General features: G+C 69.9%; 14 protein-coding genes. 13 read left to right on the top strand and 1 reads right to left on the bottom strand.

The window, feature by feature from the left end:
- Positions 1-332 precede the first annotated feature (332 nt).
- The 8 genes from AC5RV6_RS04150 to AC5RV6_RS04115 all read left to right on the top strand — a co-directional run bounded on the left by AC5RV6_RS04150 (position 333) and on the right by AC5RV6_RS04115 (position 11,054).
- On the top strand, positions 333-1,043 hold the full coding sequence (locus AC5RV6_RS04150; RefSeq protein WP_494006010.1) for a TetR/AcrR family transcriptional regulator: 711 nt from the start codon (positions 333-335) through the stop codon (positions 1,041-1,043).
- Positions 1,036-3,741 (top strand): MMPL family transporter, encoded by a 2,706-nt coding sequence (locus AC5RV6_RS04145; RefSeq protein ID WP_494006009.1) that lies wholly within the window; start codon positions 1,036-1,038, stop codon positions 3,739-3,741. Before AC5RV6_RS04150 ends, AC5RV6_RS04145 begins: the two co-directional genes overlap by 8 nt.
- 166 nt (positions 3,742-3,907) lie before the next feature.
- Positions 3,908-4,936, top strand: coding sequence for a hypothetical protein (locus AC5RV6_RS04140; protein ID WP_494006008.1), 1,029 nt, complete (start codon positions 3,908-3,910; stop codon positions 4,934-4,936).
- Positions 4,937-5,016: 80 nt separating this feature from the next.
- On the top strand, positions 5,017-6,063 hold the full coding sequence (locus AC5RV6_RS04135) for a hypothetical protein (RefSeq protein WP_494006007.1): 1,047 nt from the start codon (positions 5,017-5,019) through the stop codon (positions 6,061-6,063).
- A gap of 337 nt (positions 6,064-6,400) precedes the next feature.
- Positions 6,401-8,167 (top strand): HNH endonuclease, encoded by a 1,767-nt coding sequence (locus AC5RV6_RS04130; protein ID WP_494006006.1) that lies wholly within the window; start codon positions 6,401-6,403, stop codon positions 8,165-8,167.
- 76 nt (positions 8,168-8,243) lie between these two features.
- Positions 8,244-8,897, top strand: coding sequence for a hypothetical protein (locus AC5RV6_RS04125; RefSeq protein WP_494006005.1), 654 nt, complete (start codon positions 8,244-8,246; stop codon positions 8,895-8,897).
- 193 nt (positions 8,898-9,090) lie between these two features.
- Positions 9,091-9,786, top strand: coding sequence for an ABC transporter ATP-binding protein (locus AC5RV6_RS04120; protein WP_494006004.1), 696 nt, complete (start codon positions 9,091-9,093; stop codon positions 9,784-9,786).
- Positions 9,783-11,054, top strand: coding sequence for an ABC transporter permease (locus AC5RV6_RS04115; RefSeq protein ID WP_494006003.1), 1,272 nt, complete (start codon positions 9,783-9,785; stop codon positions 11,052-11,054). The genes AC5RV6_RS04120 and AC5RV6_RS04115 overlap by 4 nt, the downstream gene beginning before the upstream one ends.
- Positions 11,055-11,174: 120 nt before the next feature.
- Here the strand turns inward: AC5RV6_RS04115 and AC5RV6_RS04110 are convergent, their stop codons facing one another.
- Positions 11,175-11,885: a GntR family transcriptional regulator gene (locus tag AC5RV6_RS04110; protein WP_494006622.1), complete on the bottom strand. Its 711-nt coding sequence runs from the start codon at positions 11,883-11,885 to the stop codon at positions 11,175-11,177.
- Between the two features lie 105 nt (positions 11,886-11,990).
- On the opposite strand from AC5RV6_RS04110, the gene AC5RV6_RS04105 reads away from it, so the two are divergent.
- The 5 genes from AC5RV6_RS04105 to AC5RV6_RS04085 all read left to right on the top strand — a co-directional run bounded on the left by AC5RV6_RS04105 (position 11,991) and on the right by AC5RV6_RS04085 (position 17,032).
- Positions 11,991-13,316 carry an ABC transporter substrate-binding protein gene (locus tag AC5RV6_RS04105; RefSeq protein ID WP_494006002.1) on the top strand — a complete coding sequence of 442 codons (1,326 nt, stop codon included), beginning with the start codon at positions 11,991-11,993 and terminating at the stop codon, positions 13,314-13,316.
- Positions 13,317-13,386: 70 nt separating this feature from the next.
- Entirely contained in the window at positions 13,387-14,346 is a 960-nt protein-coding gene (locus AC5RV6_RS04100; RefSeq protein WP_494006001.1) for a carbohydrate ABC transporter permease, read from the top strand.
- 2 nt (positions 14,347-14,348) lie between these two features.
- On the top strand, positions 14,349-15,275 hold the full coding sequence (locus tag AC5RV6_RS04095) for a carbohydrate ABC transporter permease (RefSeq protein ID WP_494006000.1): 927 nt from the start codon (positions 14,349-14,351) through the stop codon (positions 15,273-15,275).
- A gap of 46 nt (positions 15,276-15,321) precedes the next feature.
- The gene (nagB, locus tag AC5RV6_RS04090; protein ID WP_494005999.1) at positions 15,322-16,122 is read left to right on the top strand and encodes a glucosamine-6-phosphate deaminase; all 801 of its coding nucleotides are present in this window, start codon (positions 15,322-15,324) and stop codon (positions 16,120-16,122) included.
- Positions 16,103-17,032, top strand: coding sequence for a glycosyl hydrolase family 32 (locus tag AC5RV6_RS04085; protein ID WP_494005998.1), 930 nt, complete (start codon positions 16,103-16,105; stop codon positions 17,030-17,032). Before nagB ends, AC5RV6_RS04085 begins: the two co-directional genes overlap by 20 nt.
- Positions 17,033-17,050: the final 18 nt, after the last annotated feature.

The raw sequence follows: 17,050 nt of genomic DNA, 5'->3' as shown, positions 1-17,050 counted from the left end.
AAGCGGTGTCTGATTACGCAACATGAACGTTGCGTAATGACTCAAATGACGCGTTGCGGGGTTGCGCGGTTGCGCGGGCGCCTGGGCTCAACCTTCGGCGGGTTGATGCTGGGTTGGTGGGTGCGTCCATCAACCTTCGGCGGGTTGATGCTGGGTTGGTGGGTGCGTCCATCAACCTTCGGCGGGTTGATGCTGTTAAGGCGCAGCCATAGGAGCCTGAACCCGCCGAGAGTTGTCGGCCTCGCAGCGTCAAAGCCATAGTCCAATCCTCCGCATGTCAGGTATTCTCCGCCGAGTTGCACCGGGTGCAACGATGCACCTAGTGTCGTTACGTGACCGTTTCCGCCGCCTCCGCAGCACCGGACCGCCGGTCCAGCCTGAAGCAGCGGCACCGCCGCGCCATCATTGACGCCGCGGCGTCCCTGATGAGCGAGCGGGGCATGAATTTCAGCGTGGACGAGCTAGCCGCGCGGGCCGACGTCGCCCGCCGCACCGTGTTCAACCACTTCAGCTCCCTCGACGAGGTCATTGTCGAAGCCTGCAGCGAGCTCCTGGGCAGCACGCTGGATGAGCTGATTTCTCCCATGAAGCAGGGCACCGGGGTACCTGGAAGCATGGCGGACCAGGTCATAGCCGCCTTGCGTGCCAGCGACGTCGTCGGCCCGATGGCCCGGCTCACCGCCATGCTCAGCGACGGCGGCCAGCTGGGCGACGCGCAGCCTTCGCCGCGGTCCGCGCTGATCGCCCTTCGCTCCTTCACCGCGATCACCCGGCGGATGTCGGCGGAACTGCGCCTGGCCTACCCGGACGCGGACCCGCTCGACGTCGACCTGCTCTCCGGAGCCTTCATCGGCGGGCTGGCGGTGCTCTACCAGCACTGGAGCGCAGCCACCGGCGCGGCCGACACCCCTGAATCCCGCGAAGTCTGGATCCGGCTTCGTGAACAGTTCCTCACCGCACTGAAGTCGGGGCACGGCACCACGGCCTGCTCCCGCACGTTCCCTGATACACCCACCCCTGACGGAAAGTCTCCCCTTGGCTGAATTCCTTTACCGCCTGGGCGCGGCCGCCGCGCGCCGGGCCAAGACCGTGATCGGGCTCTGGCTCGCGTTGCTGGTTGCGGCCGGCGCCGCGTTTGCCATGTTCGGCGGCACCCTTGCCACCAGCTTCTCCATTCCCAACACCCCCACCGCTGAGGTCACCGAGCAGCTGCAGTCCGAGCTGCCCGAGGCTTCCGGCGGCACCGGCAGCGTGGTCCTGCAGACCGAGGACGGCTCCGCCTTCACCCCCGAGCAGCGTGAGCAGATCAGCGCGCTGGTCACGAAGACGGCGGACGTGGACGGCGTGGAGAACGCCGTCGACCCCTTCGAAACCGAGGCCCAGCGCGCCGAGCAGCGCGAGCAGATCGAGGCCGGCCAGCCGCAGCTCGACGCCGGCCGGGAACAGCTGGAGTCCGCCCGCGCCGAGCTCGACGCCGGACAGGCCCAGCTCGACGCCGGTCAGGCGCAGCTGGATGCCGCCCGTGCCCAGGCCGAGGCCGGCGGGATGCTCGACGCCGCCGCGCCCCAGCTGGACGCACAGCAGGCCCAGCTCGATGAGCAGCAGGCCCAGCTCGACGCCGGGCGCGCCGAGCTCGAGGCCGGCGCCGCCGAACTCGAAGCGCAGGCCGTGCAGCTGGAATCCGGCGCCTCGCTGCTGGACATGGCCGCCGAGATCCGCACCGTGTCCGAGGACGGCAGCGCCGCCATCGTGAACGTGGTCTTCTCCGAAGCGCAGCTGGACATCTCCAAGGACACCACCGACGCGCTGGTCGCGGTCTTCGAAGACCAGCCGATCGACGGCGTCACCGCCGACTTCTCCGCCGAAATCGCCGGCGGCGTGCCCAGCATCTTCGGCGTCGGCGAGGTCGTGGGCCTGGTCGTGGCCGGCATCGTGCTGGTGATCATGCTCGGCACCCTGATCGGCGCCGGCCTGCCCATCATCACCGCGCTGATCGGCGTGGGCATCGGCGCGCTGGGCTCCATGGCCTTCTCCGGCGTCGTCGAGATGGCCTCGGTGACCCCGGTGCTGGGCCTGATGCTCGGCCTGGCCGTGGGCATCGACTACTCGCTGTTCATCGTCAACCGGCACCGCCGCCAGCTCAAGGGCGGCTACGACGTCCAGGAGTCCATCGCCCTGGCGAACGGCACCTCCGGCAACGCCGTGGTCTTCGCCGGCATGACGGTCTTCATCGCCCTGCTGGCCCTGAACGTCACCGGCATTCCGTTCCTGGGCCTGATGGGCACCGTGGGCGCCGGCTGCATCGCCATCGCGGTGCTGATCGCCGTCACCCTGACTCCGGCGCTGCTGAAGCTGGCCGGCATGCGGGTGCTCAGCCGCAAGGAACGTGCCGCCCGGGACGAGGCGCACGGCACCGGCACGACGGCGGGGCAGGCCCCGGCAGCCGCGCACGGCGCGCACGCGGCCGGCTCCTACACAGCCGGGTCCCACGCCGCCGGGTCCGCCGATGCATCCGACGCCGGCCCGGACGCGGCCGGCTCTGCCGGAGCCTCGGTTCCGGGTGCCGCTCAGGCGAAGCCCATGGGCACCGCCCGCGCGGTGCTGACCGCCCTGGCCTGCATTGCCGGCCTGCTGCTGGTCGCCATTCCGGCCCTGGAGCTGCGCCTGAACCTGCCGGACGGCTCCTCCGAGGCCACGGATTCGACGCAGTACCAGGCCTACACCGCGGTGTCCGAGAAGTTCGGCGAGGGCCAGAACGGGTCCCTGCTCGTGGTCGCCGAACTGCCCGAGGCTCCGGCCGACGAGGCCGCCGGCCTGGCCGCGCAGCAGGAAATCGCCGAGACCCTGTTCGAGCAGGACGACGTCGCCGCCGTCGCCCCGATCGGCAGCTCCGAGGACGGGCAGACCACCGCCTTCCAGATCATTCCCGAAGAGGGGCCGACCAGCGAGTCCACCGAGGAGCTGGTGCACACCCTGCGCGACCTGTCCCCGCTGAACGGTGAGTACGAGCTGGGCGTGGCCGGCTCGGCGTCGGGCAACATCGACATCTCCGACAAGCTGGCCGAAGCGCTGCCGATCTACCTGGCCGTCGTCGTCGGGCTCTCGCTGATCATCCTGATCCTGGTGTTCCGCTCGATCTTCGTGCCGATCGTGGCGACCCTCGGGTTCATCCTGTCCTACTTCGGTGCGCTCGGCGGCGTCGTCGCCATTTACCAGTGGGGCTGGCTGGCCGGAGTGTTCGGCGTGGAGACGCCCGGCCCGATCCTGAACTTCCTGCCCACCATCCTGGTCGGCATCCTGTTCGGCCTGGCCATGGACTACATGCTGTTCATCGGCTCCGGCATGCGTGAGGCGTACGCCCACGGCGCGCCGGCGCGGTTGGCCGTGGTGCAGGGCGTGCGTGCCGGCCGGTCCGTGGTGACCGCCGCGGCGATCATCATGATCTCGGTGTTCGGCGGGTTCGTGTTCTCGCACAGCGCGATGATCCGGCCGATCGGTTTTGCGCTGGCCTTCGGCGTGCTGCTGGATGCCTTCGTGGTCCGCATGCTGCTGATTCCGGCGCTGATGCACCTGGCCGGCGACAAGGCCTGGTGGCTGCCGAAGTGGCTGGACCGCATCCTGCCCGACGTGGACGTGGAGGGCGCTTCGCTGGAGCGCCGCCACCCGCACCTGGACCCCTCCGCTGCCGGTGACGGCGGGCAGACGGTTCCGGCCGACGCCGGGGCGGGCTCCCGCCGATAGCTGCAGCCAGCGATCCGCTGCGCAGGTGCCGCCGTCCCTCCGGGGGAGGCGGCACCTGCCGTTTCCGGGCCGGACCGTCCCTCGGCCGGGTTGCCTTTCCGGGCCGGTATCGGGGTTTCCGCGTGCCGCTCCGGGCGGGAATCCCCGCTCCCACTAGGGTGTCTGCATGGGGAGACAACACAATGAGGGTCGGCCGCCGGCTGTTGCGGCCGCCGACCTGGCCGACGCCGCACGGGCGATGGAAGCAGCAGGCATCCCGGATCCGAAGGCATACGCGATGACGCTGCTGCGGGCCGCCGAGACGCTCTACATCACCGGCGAGCCGGAGGAAGGCGCGGCGGCCTGCGAACAGGCGTGGGCTTATACCGAATCCGTTCCCGCGCTCACCTATGACCGCGAGCTTGCCATCCACCTGTTCACCGCGGCCTGGGACCTGCGCACCCCGCGGGATCCCTACTACCTGATCGGGGCGTTTCCCCTGGCTGTGGAGGAGTACGGTCCGGGCAGCCCCTGGGTCCGGTTCCTGATGCGTGAGCTGAGCCTGTACACGGAGGACATCGCCGAGTGGGGACAGTTCGGGTCGGTGCGGGACGACGAGCTGGCCGCGCACCTGCAGCAGATCGCCGAGCAGGCCCTGCGCGAATTCCCCGCCGGCAGCGATGACAGCGACGGAACAGGGCCGGACGGCGGGGAAATCCGCCGGCTGCGCGCCGCCGTCGCCGGCCACGCCACGGTCCTGCTCTTCTATACCGGCAGCCACCAGTGGCGTGAAAGCGTGCTGGAGTGGCTGGACGGGCCGATATACGACTCCTCCTCGGGTGCCGAGCAGGTGCGTTTCCTGCTGGGCCTGCAGTCCTACGGGGCGGCGCGGGCTGCCGCGGAGCGCACGCTCGCCGTCGTCGACGCCGACCCCGTCGCCACCGACGGTGAGTCGGCCGGTGCCGTGCTCGACGTCGCGTTCGGCATTGCCATGGCGCCCGACGACGCCGGGCTGGCCCGGCTGCCGGAGCTGGAGGAACGCGCCGGGGCGCTGGCTGCCGGGCCGCTGACCGACGCCGAGGCGTATCTGGTCCGCGAGAAGATGTACCGCTATGTCGCCCAGCGGATCACGGAGGATGAGGACGACGCGGCCCAGGCCGCGCAGCAGCAGATGTTCGCGCGGCTCCGCTTCGACCCGTTTGCGGTCTCGGGCTAGGACGACGGATGGACAGCAGCCGGGGTCAGGGAGAACCGGACAGGGAGGAAACGCCGCCGGCCCTCCCGCCGGGAACTCCGTTGAAGCAGGCCGGGCCGGGGGAGTGGCTGCGCCCGCGGATCGATGCGGAGTGGAAGGACATGCACGCCGTCGTGCCCCGCGGATTCGAGGCGTACGCGCGGATCTTCCACCCGGTGCAGCGGGACTGGCCGAAGGGTTCGGGATGGGACCGGCAGCCGCCTGACGGGCCGGCGGACCGGGCCTGCGCAGCCGGGCCGAAGATCGAAGAAGAGACCATCCGCTGGGCTGACGTGGCTGCTGCGATGGGAACGACCATGCATCCGCTTGCTCAGTTCAGCCGGCTGATCCTGCCGGGGGTACAGAGCGCCTACGGGCCGCTGGACGATCGGGGACGACGTTACTCCGAACCGCAGCAGGGCAACCTGGCGGCCGACGTCCTCGCCCGGGTCTGCCTCCATCTGGCAGCCCACACTGCCACGCCCGACGCCGGCGTGGCCGCCATCTGGGAAGGATACGGCGGGCTGACCAGCTCGGCCGGATATGCCCAACTTGAGGTCGCCTGGTCCGAGGAAACGGAACCGGGTGAGGCGGAGCGTGACGCCGGCGACCGTGGCAGCGACCAGCCTCACGACGGCAGTGCGGAAGCGGCAGGCGCGGACGAACCAGCAAGGTGGGTCAGCCTGGAGGAAGCCCATCGGCTCGGGCTGGGAACCGGGCCGCACGGCACCGACCCGCTGGCGGGGAACCCGCCCCCGGGGTCCGGGCTGCTGCCCGCCGACGTCGTGCTCGCCCCAACCCTGGATCTGCCGGACCGCAGCTACTACCTTTTCGCTGCCGGAGCGAGGTTCTTCCAGGACCGGGGATGGGTTGAAAAGGTGCTGTGGCACCACGCACCGTGGTTTCCACAGTCGCCCAATATTCTCTGGCCGGCCGACCACGCCTGGGTGCTGGTCTCGGAGATCGACTTCGATTCCACCGTCGTTGCCGGCAGTCGGGAGCTGATTGCGGCGTTGGTGCAGGATCCCAACATTGAGGCGCTTCCGCTGCGGGAAGGCGCCGATCTGTCGTGGGACGCGGACGACCTGAACCGGCCCGAACTGTACTGAGCCCCGAGCCGGCTTGTATTGCTTGGACCGACTGGACGGGCCTGAGCCGTCCGAACAGTCCGTCCTGGACCCGCCAGCGCTGTCGTGGTCCGTACCGCGACCGGCCCAGCTCCGGTCAGCGATGGTAAGGGATGTCGGACGAACTGCCGGGGCAGCGGTTCAGGGGTGCGTCGGTCACCTCCCGGGGCACCAACGGACCGACACGTAACGGATGTGAGAGCGGGTAATCCGCCGGCTGAAAACACGGGTAAAAACTGCCGGAGAACCGGTATCGGGTGGTGGTGGATATCCTCCTTTTCGGCCCTGTTTTGTCAGTGCCGGCTGAAATTCTTAACGCATGGAAAAGCCGCAGACAGACACCGGGCAGAGGGCGCTTTTCGGTGCTTCGGCGTCGGTTGCGCTGGCTTTCAGCGCGCGCGAGGGAGCGCTGCCGCCTGATGCCCCGGCCGGAGCGTCCCGGCCCGCGCCGCAATCACTGCCTGAGGGATTCGACGGCTGGTTGTCGCTGAGGGCTGCGGAATCGCTTGATGAAGCCGAGGCCGCAGCCACGCTTGCCCGGCTCGATGCCCTGATGGGATGGGCTCAGGCGCAGCAGGCCCGGGTGGTGGCGCGGGTGGAGGAACTGGTGGATCGGAAGGCGAAGGCCCTCCTGCCTGCGGACCAGACGGCGGGGGCGGTCCTGTCCGCCACGGCCGCCGAGGTCGGGGCCGTGCTGCGGCTGCCGCACATGAGCGCCATGCGCCTGGTCTCCGAGTCCGGGAAGCTGACCCGGGAACGCTCCGCCACGCTGGCGCACCTGTCGTACGGGGCCATCACCTATCCGCAGGCGCGGGTACTGCTGGAGGAGCTGCAGTTTGTGCCGCCGGAGGATGCGCCGGCCTTCGAGAGTGAGGTGCTGCGGGCGGCCCCAAAGCTGACGGCAGCGCAGCTGTCCCGCAGAGCCCGCACCCTCCGTGAGCGGCGATATCCCGACACCATTCGGCAGCGGCACCGTGATGCCCTGTCGAAGCGGCGGGTCTGGCTGGAACCTGCACCCGACGGCATGGCCTGCCTGGGAGCGATGATGGCCGCCGAAAAGGGCATGGCACTGTTCGGGGCGCTCTCCGCTGCCGCCCGTGCCAACAAGAACAGCGGCGACGGGCGGACCATGGATCAGCTGCGCGTTGACCTGCTCACCGGAACCCTGCTGGGCACGTCGGGCCGGGAGGGGCTGAGCCCCAACGCGCCGCCCAAAACTCCGTCCCGGCCTGTCCCCGGTGGCGTCGCTGGCCCCGGCACCGCCGCTGGCCCCGGCGCCGCCGCCTCCGGCCCTGCTGCCGGCCCTGCTGATATCGCCGACGTTGACGCAGACATCGACCCGGATCTTTCGCGGGTCAAGGCCGAGGTCATGGTCATCATCAATGCGGACACGCTCTTCGGCGGTGATGATCTCCCCGCGGAGCTGGCCGGATACGGCCCGATCAGCGCCGACGCCGCCCGCCGGCTGGCTCGGAGGAGCAGATACTGGACCGGGCTGGTCCGGGATCCCTCGACGGGAGAAATCCTGGCGGTGGGACGGCGTCGGAAGGTTCCGGCCGGCCTGTCCCGCTGGCTGCGCGCCCGCGACGGAACCTGCCGGTTTCCCGGTTGCAGCGTGGACGCAACCCGGTCGGAGATCGACCACACCGTGCCCTGGTCCCACGGGGGCCGGACGGACCACGACAATCTCGCCCACCTGTGTCCGAAGCACCACCGGCTGAAGTCACAGGGCTTCTGGAACGCCGGCCAAGACAGCCACGGGCAACTCACATGGAGTTCCTCGTTGCACGGGAGCTACACAACCGATCCTCAGCTCACCCTGAGACCACCGCTCATCCTTCCCAACGATGGCACCGAAACGACACGGCGTGACGACGGTGACGGTGACGGCGGCGGTGCGAGGAAACCGGTCGAGGAGGAAGCGGCGAAACCGTCCGGACAAGCAGCGGGGGAAACGAAGTCCTCCAGTGAACGTGAAGCGGCGAAGGAAGCGGTTCTGGAGAAGGTGCGGCGGCGCCGATTCCAGCAGCTCCTTCCACCGGGCCGCCCGCAGGCGACATCAGGCGACGTTCCACCGCCCTTCTGACCATCCCCCGCTGCTCCGGGGCAGCGCGTTCCTCCGTAAGATGGAGCGGCACCGTTCCACCGTCCGGAAAGACCCCATGGCCCGAGGCAAGCACCACCCACCGCGTCCCAAACCCGCCGGCAGCGAGGACTTCTTCATCGCCGGAGACCTGAAAAAGGACCGCGGCTGGACCGACGCGCAGATCAAGACGTTCCTGCCCGAGCCGGACAAGACAGCGCGTAACCCGTTCTCCCGCAAGGCCGCGCCCATGAAGCTCTACGCCCGGGACCGGGTGCTTGCCGTGGAGGCCACCGCCGAGTACCAGCGCGCCCGCGAAGCCTCCCGCACCCGCCAGCTGGCGGCCCGGGAACGGGCGCTGGCGAAGAAGAAGGAAGCCGTCGCCGTCGCGCAGTCGCTTGAGCTGCGGATTGAGGCCGAACCGTGGGACACCATGCGGCAGAAGGCCATTGAGCATTACAACAGCCGGCTGCGGCGCAGCCAGTCGCCGGCCAGCCTGAAAACCGCCCCGGCACGCCTGGACCGGCTGACCGTGAATTACCTGCGCCACCGCCAGACCTCCTACGAGGAGGAACTGAAGGAATTCAAGGGCGTGGTCGGCGTCGGGGAGGCCTACCTCGTGGTCCGCAACCGGATCCTGGACCTCATCGCCGAGGCTTATCCGCAGCTCCGCGCCGAGTGCGACAAGCAGAAGTTTGAGGAGCCGGAGCTGCCCGACGGCGTGACGCTCTGACAATCCGCCGGCGGAACCGGCGGAACCGGCGGAACCGGCGGAACCGGCGGAACCGGCGGAACCGGCGAGGGCGGCGGCCAAGGACAGCGCGGCGGCAGGTCGGCCGGAGCCGTCCGCACGCCCACCGCACCTAGGGCGAAAAGTCAATACCTCACACAACTTTCGTCCAGATTGCTTGCCTAGTGTTGAACGTATGACCAATCCCGTCCTCTCCGCACGTGACCTGCGGAAATCCTACGGCCGCGGCGAAACCCGGTTCGATGCGCTGAAGGGGGTCGACCTGGACATCCACCAGGGCGACTCCCTGGCCATCATCGGCAAGTCCGGCTCCGGCAAATCGACTCTGATGCACCTGCTCGCCCTGCTGGACCGTCCCGACGGCGGCACCCTGACGGTTCACGGCCAGGACGCCGCGACCCTGGGCAAAACGGACCTGAACCGGCTGCGCAACCAGGACTTCGGGTTCGTGTTCCAGCAGTTCTTCCTGACCCCCAATGCCTCCGTGCTGGAGAACGTGACACTGCCGCTGGCCATCGCCGGAGTTCCCGCCCGGCAGCGGCGCGAGCGCGGCATGGCTGCCCTGGAGCGCCTCGAGCTGGCGGACAAGGCGCGCAACCGCGCCACCGACCTCTCCGGCGGGCAGAAGCAGCGCGTGGTGATCGCCCGCGCCCTGGTCAACGACCCGGCGGTCATCTTCGCCGATGAGCCCACCGGCAACCTGGACACAACCACCGGCGAGGTGGTCGAGGACATCCTGTTCTCCCTCAACGCCGACGGCATCACCCTGGTCACCGTCACCCACGATCCGGACCTCGCCGCCCGCTGCGCCCGCCAGCTGCATATGCGCGACGGCCGTCAGGTCGACGCCCGGCAGGAGGCACGCGCATGAGCGCCTGGGACATCATCCGCCGCGCGGTGGCGAACACCTTCCGCAGCAAGACCCGCACCGCGCTGACCGTCGTCGCGATCTTCATCGGCGCCTTCACCCTGACCCTGACGACGGCGATCGGCAACGGCATCACCTCGTACATCGATGCGCAGATGGAGTCCATCGGCGGCGAGGACATGCTGCTGGTCACCGCCGCCGCCGACACCGAAGCCGCCGGCACCGGACCGGCACCCTACGATCCGGCCGCGGAACAGCCCGCCAATGCCATGCCCACGCTCGACGACGCCGACCTCGAGGCCATCCGCGGCACCGAAGGCGTCCGCAGCGTCGAGGCCGCCGTGATGCTCAGCCCCGACTTCATCGAATACGGCGACAACGGCAAGTACGAACTGACCGTCGGCCCCGCCGCCAGCGTCGCCGACGTCGACCTGGCCGCGGGCCGCCAGCTCGACGCCGGCGCCGAGGCTCCCGAGGTCATCCTGCCCGTCTCCTATGTGGAGGCGATGGGGTACGACGACGTCGCCGCCGCGCCCGGCAGCACGGTCACCATCGGCGTCGAAGACTACGCCGGGACGCTGCACCAGCTGGAGGCCACCGTCGTCGGCGTGCAGAACGATTCGCTGTTCGCCGCCGGAGCGGGCATGAACACCTCGCTGCGCGCCGCCATCGCCGACATCGAAGCCGCCGGGCTGCCGGCCGAGCTCACCGGCGGCTACATGATGGCCTTCAGCTACGTGGAGGACGGCGCCGATGAGGCCGCCACCGCCGCGGTCAAGGACGCGCTCTCCGCACAGGGCTACACGGCCCTCACGGTGTCGGACCAGATCGGGGCGGTGCAGACCGTCCTGGACGGGCTGATCGGTGTGCTCAACGCGTTCGCCGTAATCGCGCTGATCGCCGCGGGGTTCGGCATCGTGAACACCCTGCTGATGAGCGTGCAGGAACGGACCCGGGAGATCGGGCTGATGAAGGCCATGGGCATGGGATCTGGGCGCATCTTCGCCCTGTTCAGCACCGAAGCCGTCGTCATCGGCCTGCTGGGCGCCGCCCTCGGCGCCGGCGTGGCCGGCATCGTCGGCACCACCGCCAGCAACCTGCTGGCCGCCGGGCCGCTCGCCGACCTGCCGGGCCTGCAGATCGCCGCCTTCGACCCCGCAACGGTGGCCGGCATCATCGGGCTGGTCCTGCTGATCGCCTTCATCGCCGGAACGCTGCCCGCCGCCCGGGCCGCCAAGCAGAACCCGATTGACGCGCTGCGCTACGAGTAGCGGCGCGGATAACCAAGCGCAGGCGGGGCCGGTCCTGATCAGGGCCGGCCCCGCCTGCCGTTGGGCATGCGGGCGCCGTGGCCATCCGCGGCAGCCCGGCCCCGCCTCCGCCGGAACAGCTCAGTCCCGGTGCCGGCGGGCCTGGAACCGGAACCGGTCGCCGCGGAACAGGGACCGCGTCCATTCCGCCGGGCGGTCTCCGGCCAGCCCCAGCCGGTGGACCATCAACAGCGGAAAGCCCATTTCCAGGCCCAGCAGCGCCACTTCGTCAGGACCGGCCAAACGGGTCTGGACCGTGTCCTCAGCCTCCGTGATCCGCACCCCGTAGCTCTCCTGCAGCGCCGCATACAGCGATCCGGTGCGTTCCAGCGCCTCGGCCAGTTCCGGCAGGTCCCCCGGCAGCAGCGCCGTCTCGTGCGCCAGCGGCTCGTCATTGATCAGCCGGATCCGCTCCACCCGGGTCAGGGGAGAGCCCTCCGGCAGCTCCAGGCGGACGGCCGCCTCGCCGTCGGCCGCCACGGTGGAAATGCCCAGCAGCCGGGAGGAGCTGCGCAGCCCCTGCGCACCGGCGTCCTCGGTGAACGAGGTCAGCTGCCGCACATAGGTGGGCCGGTTGTACGCCACGAAGGTCCCGTGGCCCTGCTGCCGGTCCAGCACACCCTCCGCCACCAGCTCGGCGATGGCCTGGCGGACCGTGGTCCGCGAGGTGCCGAATTCCGCGGCCAGCGCCCGCTCCGTAGGCAGCAGCGAGCCGGGCTCGCCCGCCGCCGCGAGGGTGCGCAGGTGCTCCTTGAGGCGGTAGTACTTCGGAGCGCCGCGAAATTGTGACATCACCGCGACAGCATATCGATTGACTCAGAAATTGGTCTAGGCCAAACTGAACCTCATCGACAGCCCCGGAGCCGAGGCGCCGGGAACCCTAGGGGAAGGGCAGAAATGCGTTCATCGAAAGGCACCCGGCTGCGCGCCGGGTCCGTCAGCGCCGGTCTCGCGCTGGCACTGATGCTGACGGCCTGCGGCGGCGACGACGCCGGCAACGCGGCCGACGGCACGCTCGAAGTGTGGGCCCACTCCGGCCAGGCGGCCGAGGCCCAGGCGCTCGAAGCGCTCGTGGAAAAGTTCAACGACGCCAACGACGACGTCACGGTCAACCTGACCCTGGTGCCCGAGGCGGACTACACCAGCACCGTCCAGGCCACTGCGGCAGATGACCTGCCGGACATTATGGAAATGGACGCACCGACGATGGCGTCGTTCGTCTATGACCGCAAGCTCGTGCCGCTGGAGGGCATCGTCTCCGAAGAGGTGCTGGAGAACCGCATCGGCGGCGTCAAGGAATCCGGCACCTACAACGGCGAGACCTACGCCGTCGGCATGTTCGACGTCGGCCTGGGCCTGTGGGGCAACGCCTCGCTGCTCGAGGCCGCCGGCATCGAGGCGCCGACCACCGCGGAAGAGGCCTGGACCGTGGAGGAGTTCCGCGCCAACCTGGCCAAGCTGGCCGAGGTCAGCCCCTCCGGCAACGCCATCGACCTGGGTGAAGCCAACTCCTTCGCCGCCGAGTGGGGCCTGTTCACCACCAGCCCCAACCTGTGGTCCGCCGGCGGCACCCTGATGAAGGACGGTGCCGCCGACGGCGTGCTGAACTCCGAGGAGAACGTCGCCGCCCTCGAGGAATGGGCCTCCTGGAAGGAATTCACCGACCCGAACACCAGCGGCACGGCGTTCCAGGACGGCCAGGTCGCCCTGGCCTGGACCGGCAACTGGATGTACCCCGGCTTCAGCGAAGCCCTCGGCGAGGACCTGGTCCTGATGCCGCTGCCGGACTTCGGCAACGGCACCAAGGCCGGCCACGGCTCCTGGCAGTGGGGCGCCACCCCGGCCGCCGAAGGCAACGAGGAAGCCGCCGGCGCGTTCCTGGACTTCCTGATGTCCGATGAGTCGATCACCGCGATGACCGAGGCGAACGCCGCGATCCCGGGCAGCACCTCCGCCCTGGAAACCAGCGAGCTGTACGGCGAGGGCAAGCCGCTGGCGCTCTTCGCGGACAACCTGGCCTCCGCCTGCGGCTCCGAGGACGTCACCGCCGAGTGCATCGCCGTCGCCCGCCCGGTGACTCCCGGCTACCCGACCGTGACCAGCTCCGTGGGCAGCGCCCTGCTGGCCATCTGGGGCGGTGCGGATGTGCAGGAGGAGCTCGACAAGGCAGCCCGCGCCATCGACTCCGACTTCGCCGACAACAACGGCTACGAAGACGAATAAGCCTGGCGGCAGCGGTACCGGGCGCCTGCGGGCGCCCGGTACCGCTGCGCCCGGGACGGAGGAACGTGCCATGACCACCACGCCACTGCTGCCGCCCAAGGCCGGCACACCCCCGACGCCGGCGCGGGCCGCCCGGCGCCGCGGCACCGCCGGGCCGGCCATGGCCGCCCCGGCCATGCTGCTGCTGATCCTGTTCGTGGCGGTGCCTTTCGTGGCCGCCATCGGCTTTTCGCTCTACAACGTCCGGCTGGGGGACCCCCGCGAGCCCAACTTCATGGGCTTCACCCAGTACGCCCGGATCCTCACCGATCCCGACGTGTCCGCCCAGTTCCTCAGCTCGCTGGCACACAACCTGATCTTCGCCGTCATCGTGGTGCCGGTGCAGACCGCGCTGGCCCTGGCGCTGGCGATGCTGGTCAAGCGGGCGCTGCCGGGCATGGCCGTGTTCCGGGCGGTCTACTTCCTGCCCGTGGTCTTCCCGATGGCGCTGGTCGCCATCATCTGGCGCCTGATCCTGGCCCGTGGCGACGAAGGCCTGCTCAACGCCACCCTGAACTTCTTCTCCGGCGGCAACTTCGGCGCCCAGGACTGGCTCGGTTCCGAGCTGACCGCCCTGGGCTCGGTGATCGTGCTGTCCATCTGGCAGGGCTGCGGCTTCCAGATGGTCATCCTGCTCGCCGCTCTGCAGCAGGTGCCCGGTGAGCTCTACGAGGCGGCGGAGCTGGACCGCGCCAACGCCTGGCAGCGGCTGCTGCACGTCACCCTGCCCGGCATCCGCACCACCCTGGTGTTCGTGGCCCTGTACACCACCATCCTGTCGCTGCGGGTCTTCGACCAGATCTACGTGCTGGCCAAATCCGGCGGCGGGCTCAACGAAGACGCCACCCGAACGGTCATGTACCAGGCCGTCACGGCGGCCTTCGACCAGAACAATATCGGCCGGGCCAGCGCCATCTCGGTCGTCTTCTTCATCCTGGTGCTGATCCTGTCGCTGATCCAGCGCCGGCTCACCCGCGAACGGGAGGCCTGAGCATGGCAACCACCACGCAGAATCCCATCCCGTCCGGCTCCGCGGCAGCCGCGGCCGGCACGACGGCGGCACCCGCCCGGCTGCGCCGGTCCAGTCCCCGGCACCGCGCCGGCATCGCCGCGCACTACCTTGCCCTGGTCGTCACCGGCCTGGTGTTCCTGGCCCCGGTGGCGTACATGGTCGCCGCGTCCTTCGCCCCGGCGTCGGACACCCTCGCCGGGTTCAAGGTCTTCGACGTCACCCAGTGGGGGCTGCACAACTACTCCGGGGTCTCCGCCAGCCTGTCCTCGGACAGCACCGGGCACCTCTGGCGGTTCTTCCTGGTCTCCTTCACGGTGACCGTCGCCGTCGTCGGCCTGGGCCTGGTGGTCAACTCGATGGCCGCCTTCGCCCTGTCCCGGCTGGAATGGCGGGGCCGCGGGCTGGCGCTGCTGGGCATCCTGATGCTGCTCATCGTTCCGTTCGAAGCCGTCGCCGTGCCGATGTTCTACCTGTACAACGACGCCCGGAACACGCTGTGGATCCAGATCGTGCCGTTCATCGGCAACGCCCTGTCGATCTTCCTGTTCTACTCCTTCTTCTCCGGCATTCCGCGCAGCATCGACGAGGCGGCCCGGCTGGACGGGGCGGGTCCGTGGCGGATCTTCACACAGATCATCGCCCCGATGAGCAAGCCCGCGTACGCCTCGGTGGCCATCCTGACCTTCCTCACCCAGTGGGGGGCGTTCCTCTGGCCGGTGCTGATGGTCTCCGAACCCAACCTGCGCCCGCTGCCCCTGCAGATCAGCGTCTTCGCCGGCCAGCTGCCGCCGGCCTGGGGCCAGGTCATGGCCTTCGGCGTGCTGCTGGTGCTGCCGGTGATCGTCGTCTTCCTGCTCTTCCAGCGCTGGTTCATCGAAGGCGTGGCCAGCTCGGCGGTGAAGGGCTGAGCATGGAGGCTGTGGACATCAGCGCCCGGGCGGAGGGAGGCACGGCATGGAGGTGGTGATCCTGCCCGACGGCGATGCGGTCGCCGAGCACGCGGCCGGCCTGGTCGCGGCGCTGGTCCGGTCGCGGCCGGACGCCGTGCTGGGGGTGGCGACCGGCTCCTCGCCGGTGGGCATCTACCGCCGGCTGGCGGCCGCCGTCGACGCCGGGGAGCTCTCCTTCGCCCGCGCCGCCGCCTTCGCGCTGGACGAATACGCGGGCCTGCCGCCGGAGGACCCGCACAGCTACGCCGCGTACATTGCCGGGCACGTGACCGGCCCGCTGGGCCTGGACCCGGCACGGGTGCACGTGCCGGACGGCAACGCCGCCGACCTCGCCGCCGCCGGTGCCGCCTACGAGGCGGCGATCGCCGCGGCCGGGGGAGTGGACCTGCAGATCCTGGGCATCGGCGCCAACGGTCACATCGGCTTCAACGAACCGTCCTCCTCCTTCGCTTCCCGCACCCGGGTCAAGGCCCTGACCCGGCAGACCCGCGAGGACAACGCCCGGTTCTTCGGCAGCCTCGCCGACGTGCCCACCCACTGCCTCACCCAGGGGCTGGGCACCATCATGGACGCCCGGAAGATCGTGCTGGTGGCGCAGGGCAGCCACAAGGGCGCCGCCGTCGCCGGCGCCGCCGAGGGCCCTGTCACGGCCATGTGTCCGGCGTCGGTGCTGCAGTTCCACCCCGACGCCGTGCTGGTGGTGGACGAGGCCGCCGCCGCGCAGCTGACCCTGACCGACTACTACCGCACCGCCTTCGAGGCGGACGACGCGAAACGGGGAACACATGGCTTTCCGCCTCAATGACCACTGGGCCTGGGACAGCTGGCTGGCCGACGACGGCGAGCAGTACCACCTGTTCTTCCTGCGCGCCTCCCGCGCACTGCAGGATCCGCAGCGCCGGCATTACCGGGCCTCGATCGGGCACGCGGTCTCCACCGACCTCGAGGACTGGTCCCTGCTGCCGGATGCCCTGGTCGCCGCCGACGCGCCGGCCTGGGATGACCTGGCCACCTGGACCGGCTGCACCGTGCGAGGCGACGACGGGCGCTGGCACCTGTTCTATACGGGCGTAAGCCGCGCCGAGAACGGGCTGCAGCAGCGCATCGGGCACGCCGTCTCCGACGACCTCATCACCTGGCAGCGTCTGGACCGGCCGCCGCTGGAAGCGGATCCCCGCTGGTACGAGAAGCTGGGCGAGGGCACGTGGCCGGATGAAGCCTGGCGGGACCCGTTCGTCTTCCGCGACGAGGACACCGGCCTCTGGCACATGCTCATCACCGCCCGTGCCAACGAGGGAGATCCGGCCGGCCGCGGCGTCGTCGGGCACGCCGTCAGCACGGACATGCAGGAGTGGGAGGTCCGTCCCCCGCTGACCGCGCCGGCCGGTTTCGGGGAGATGGAGGTCATCCAGGCGAAGGTGGTGGACGGTCAGCCGGTGCTGATCTTCTCCTGCCTGCCGGAGTTCGCCCCAGGTGTGGACGCCTCGCGGCAGCCCACCGGCACTTGGATCGCGCCCGGCGGCTCGCTGCTGGGGCCCTGGAAGCTGGAGGAGACCGCCGAGTTCTACCTCGAGGGCATCTACGCCGCCCAGCTCGTGCAGAAGCGCGACGGCGAGTGGGTGCTGCTCGGGTTCCAGAACGGCAACTTCACCGGCGAGATCGCCGGGCCGACCGCGCTGAAGGAGCTCACCGGCGGCCGGCCGCTGTTCGGCTGACGCCCGCTGTTCGGCTGA

Source organism: Arthrobacter saudimassiliensis (assembly GCF_059090665.1).
The sequence above is the reverse complement of the archived record's forward strand: the minus strand, read 5'-3'. Positions and strand labels throughout refer to the sequence as shown.

What these genes read in the sequence shown, in the direction of transcription:
- AC5RV6_RS04140 (WP_494006008.1), top strand. Translation starts at nt 3,908, where the DNA reads ATGGGGAGACAACACAATGAGGGTCGGCCGCCGGCTGTTGCGGCCGCC.
- AC5RV6_RS04130 (WP_494006006.1), top strand. Translation starts at nt 6,401, where the DNA reads ATGGAAAAGCCGCAGACAGACACCGGGCAGAGGGCGCTTTTCGGTGCT.
- AC5RV6_RS04125 (WP_494006005.1), top strand. Translation starts at nt 8,244, where the DNA reads ATGGCCCGAGGCAAGCACCACCCACCGCGTCCCAAACCCGCCGGCAGC.
- AC5RV6_RS04120 (WP_494006004.1), top strand. Translation starts at nt 9,091, where the DNA reads ATGACCAATCCCGTCCTCTCCGCACGTGACCTGCGGAAATCCTACGGC.
- AC5RV6_RS04115 (WP_494006003.1), top strand. Translation starts at nt 9,783, where the DNA reads ATGAGCGCCTGGGACATCATCCGCCGCGCGGTGGCGAACACCTTCCGC.
- AC5RV6_RS04110 (WP_494006622.1), bottom strand. Translation starts at nt 11,885, where the DNA reads ATGTCACAATTTCGCGGCGCTCCGAAGTACTACCGCCTCAAGGAGCAC.
- AC5RV6_RS04105 (WP_494006002.1), top strand. Translation starts at nt 11,991, where the DNA reads ATGCGTTCATCGAAAGGCACCCGGCTGCGCGCCGGGTCCGTCAGCGCC.
- AC5RV6_RS04100 (WP_494006001.1), top strand. Translation starts at nt 13,387, where the DNA reads ATGACCACCACGCCACTGCTGCCGCCCAAGGCCGGCACACCCCCGACG.
- AC5RV6_RS04095 (WP_494006000.1), top strand. Translation starts at nt 14,349, where the DNA reads ATGGCAACCACCACGCAGAATCCCATCCCGTCCGGCTCCGCGGCAGCC.
- nagB (WP_494005999.1), top strand. Translation starts at nt 15,322, where the DNA reads ATGGAGGTGGTGATCCTGCCCGACGGCGATGCGGTCGCCGAGCACGCG.
- AC5RV6_RS04085 (WP_494005998.1), top strand. Translation starts at nt 16,103, where the DNA reads ATGGCTTTCCGCCTCAATGACCACTGGGCCTGGGACAGCTGGCTGGCC.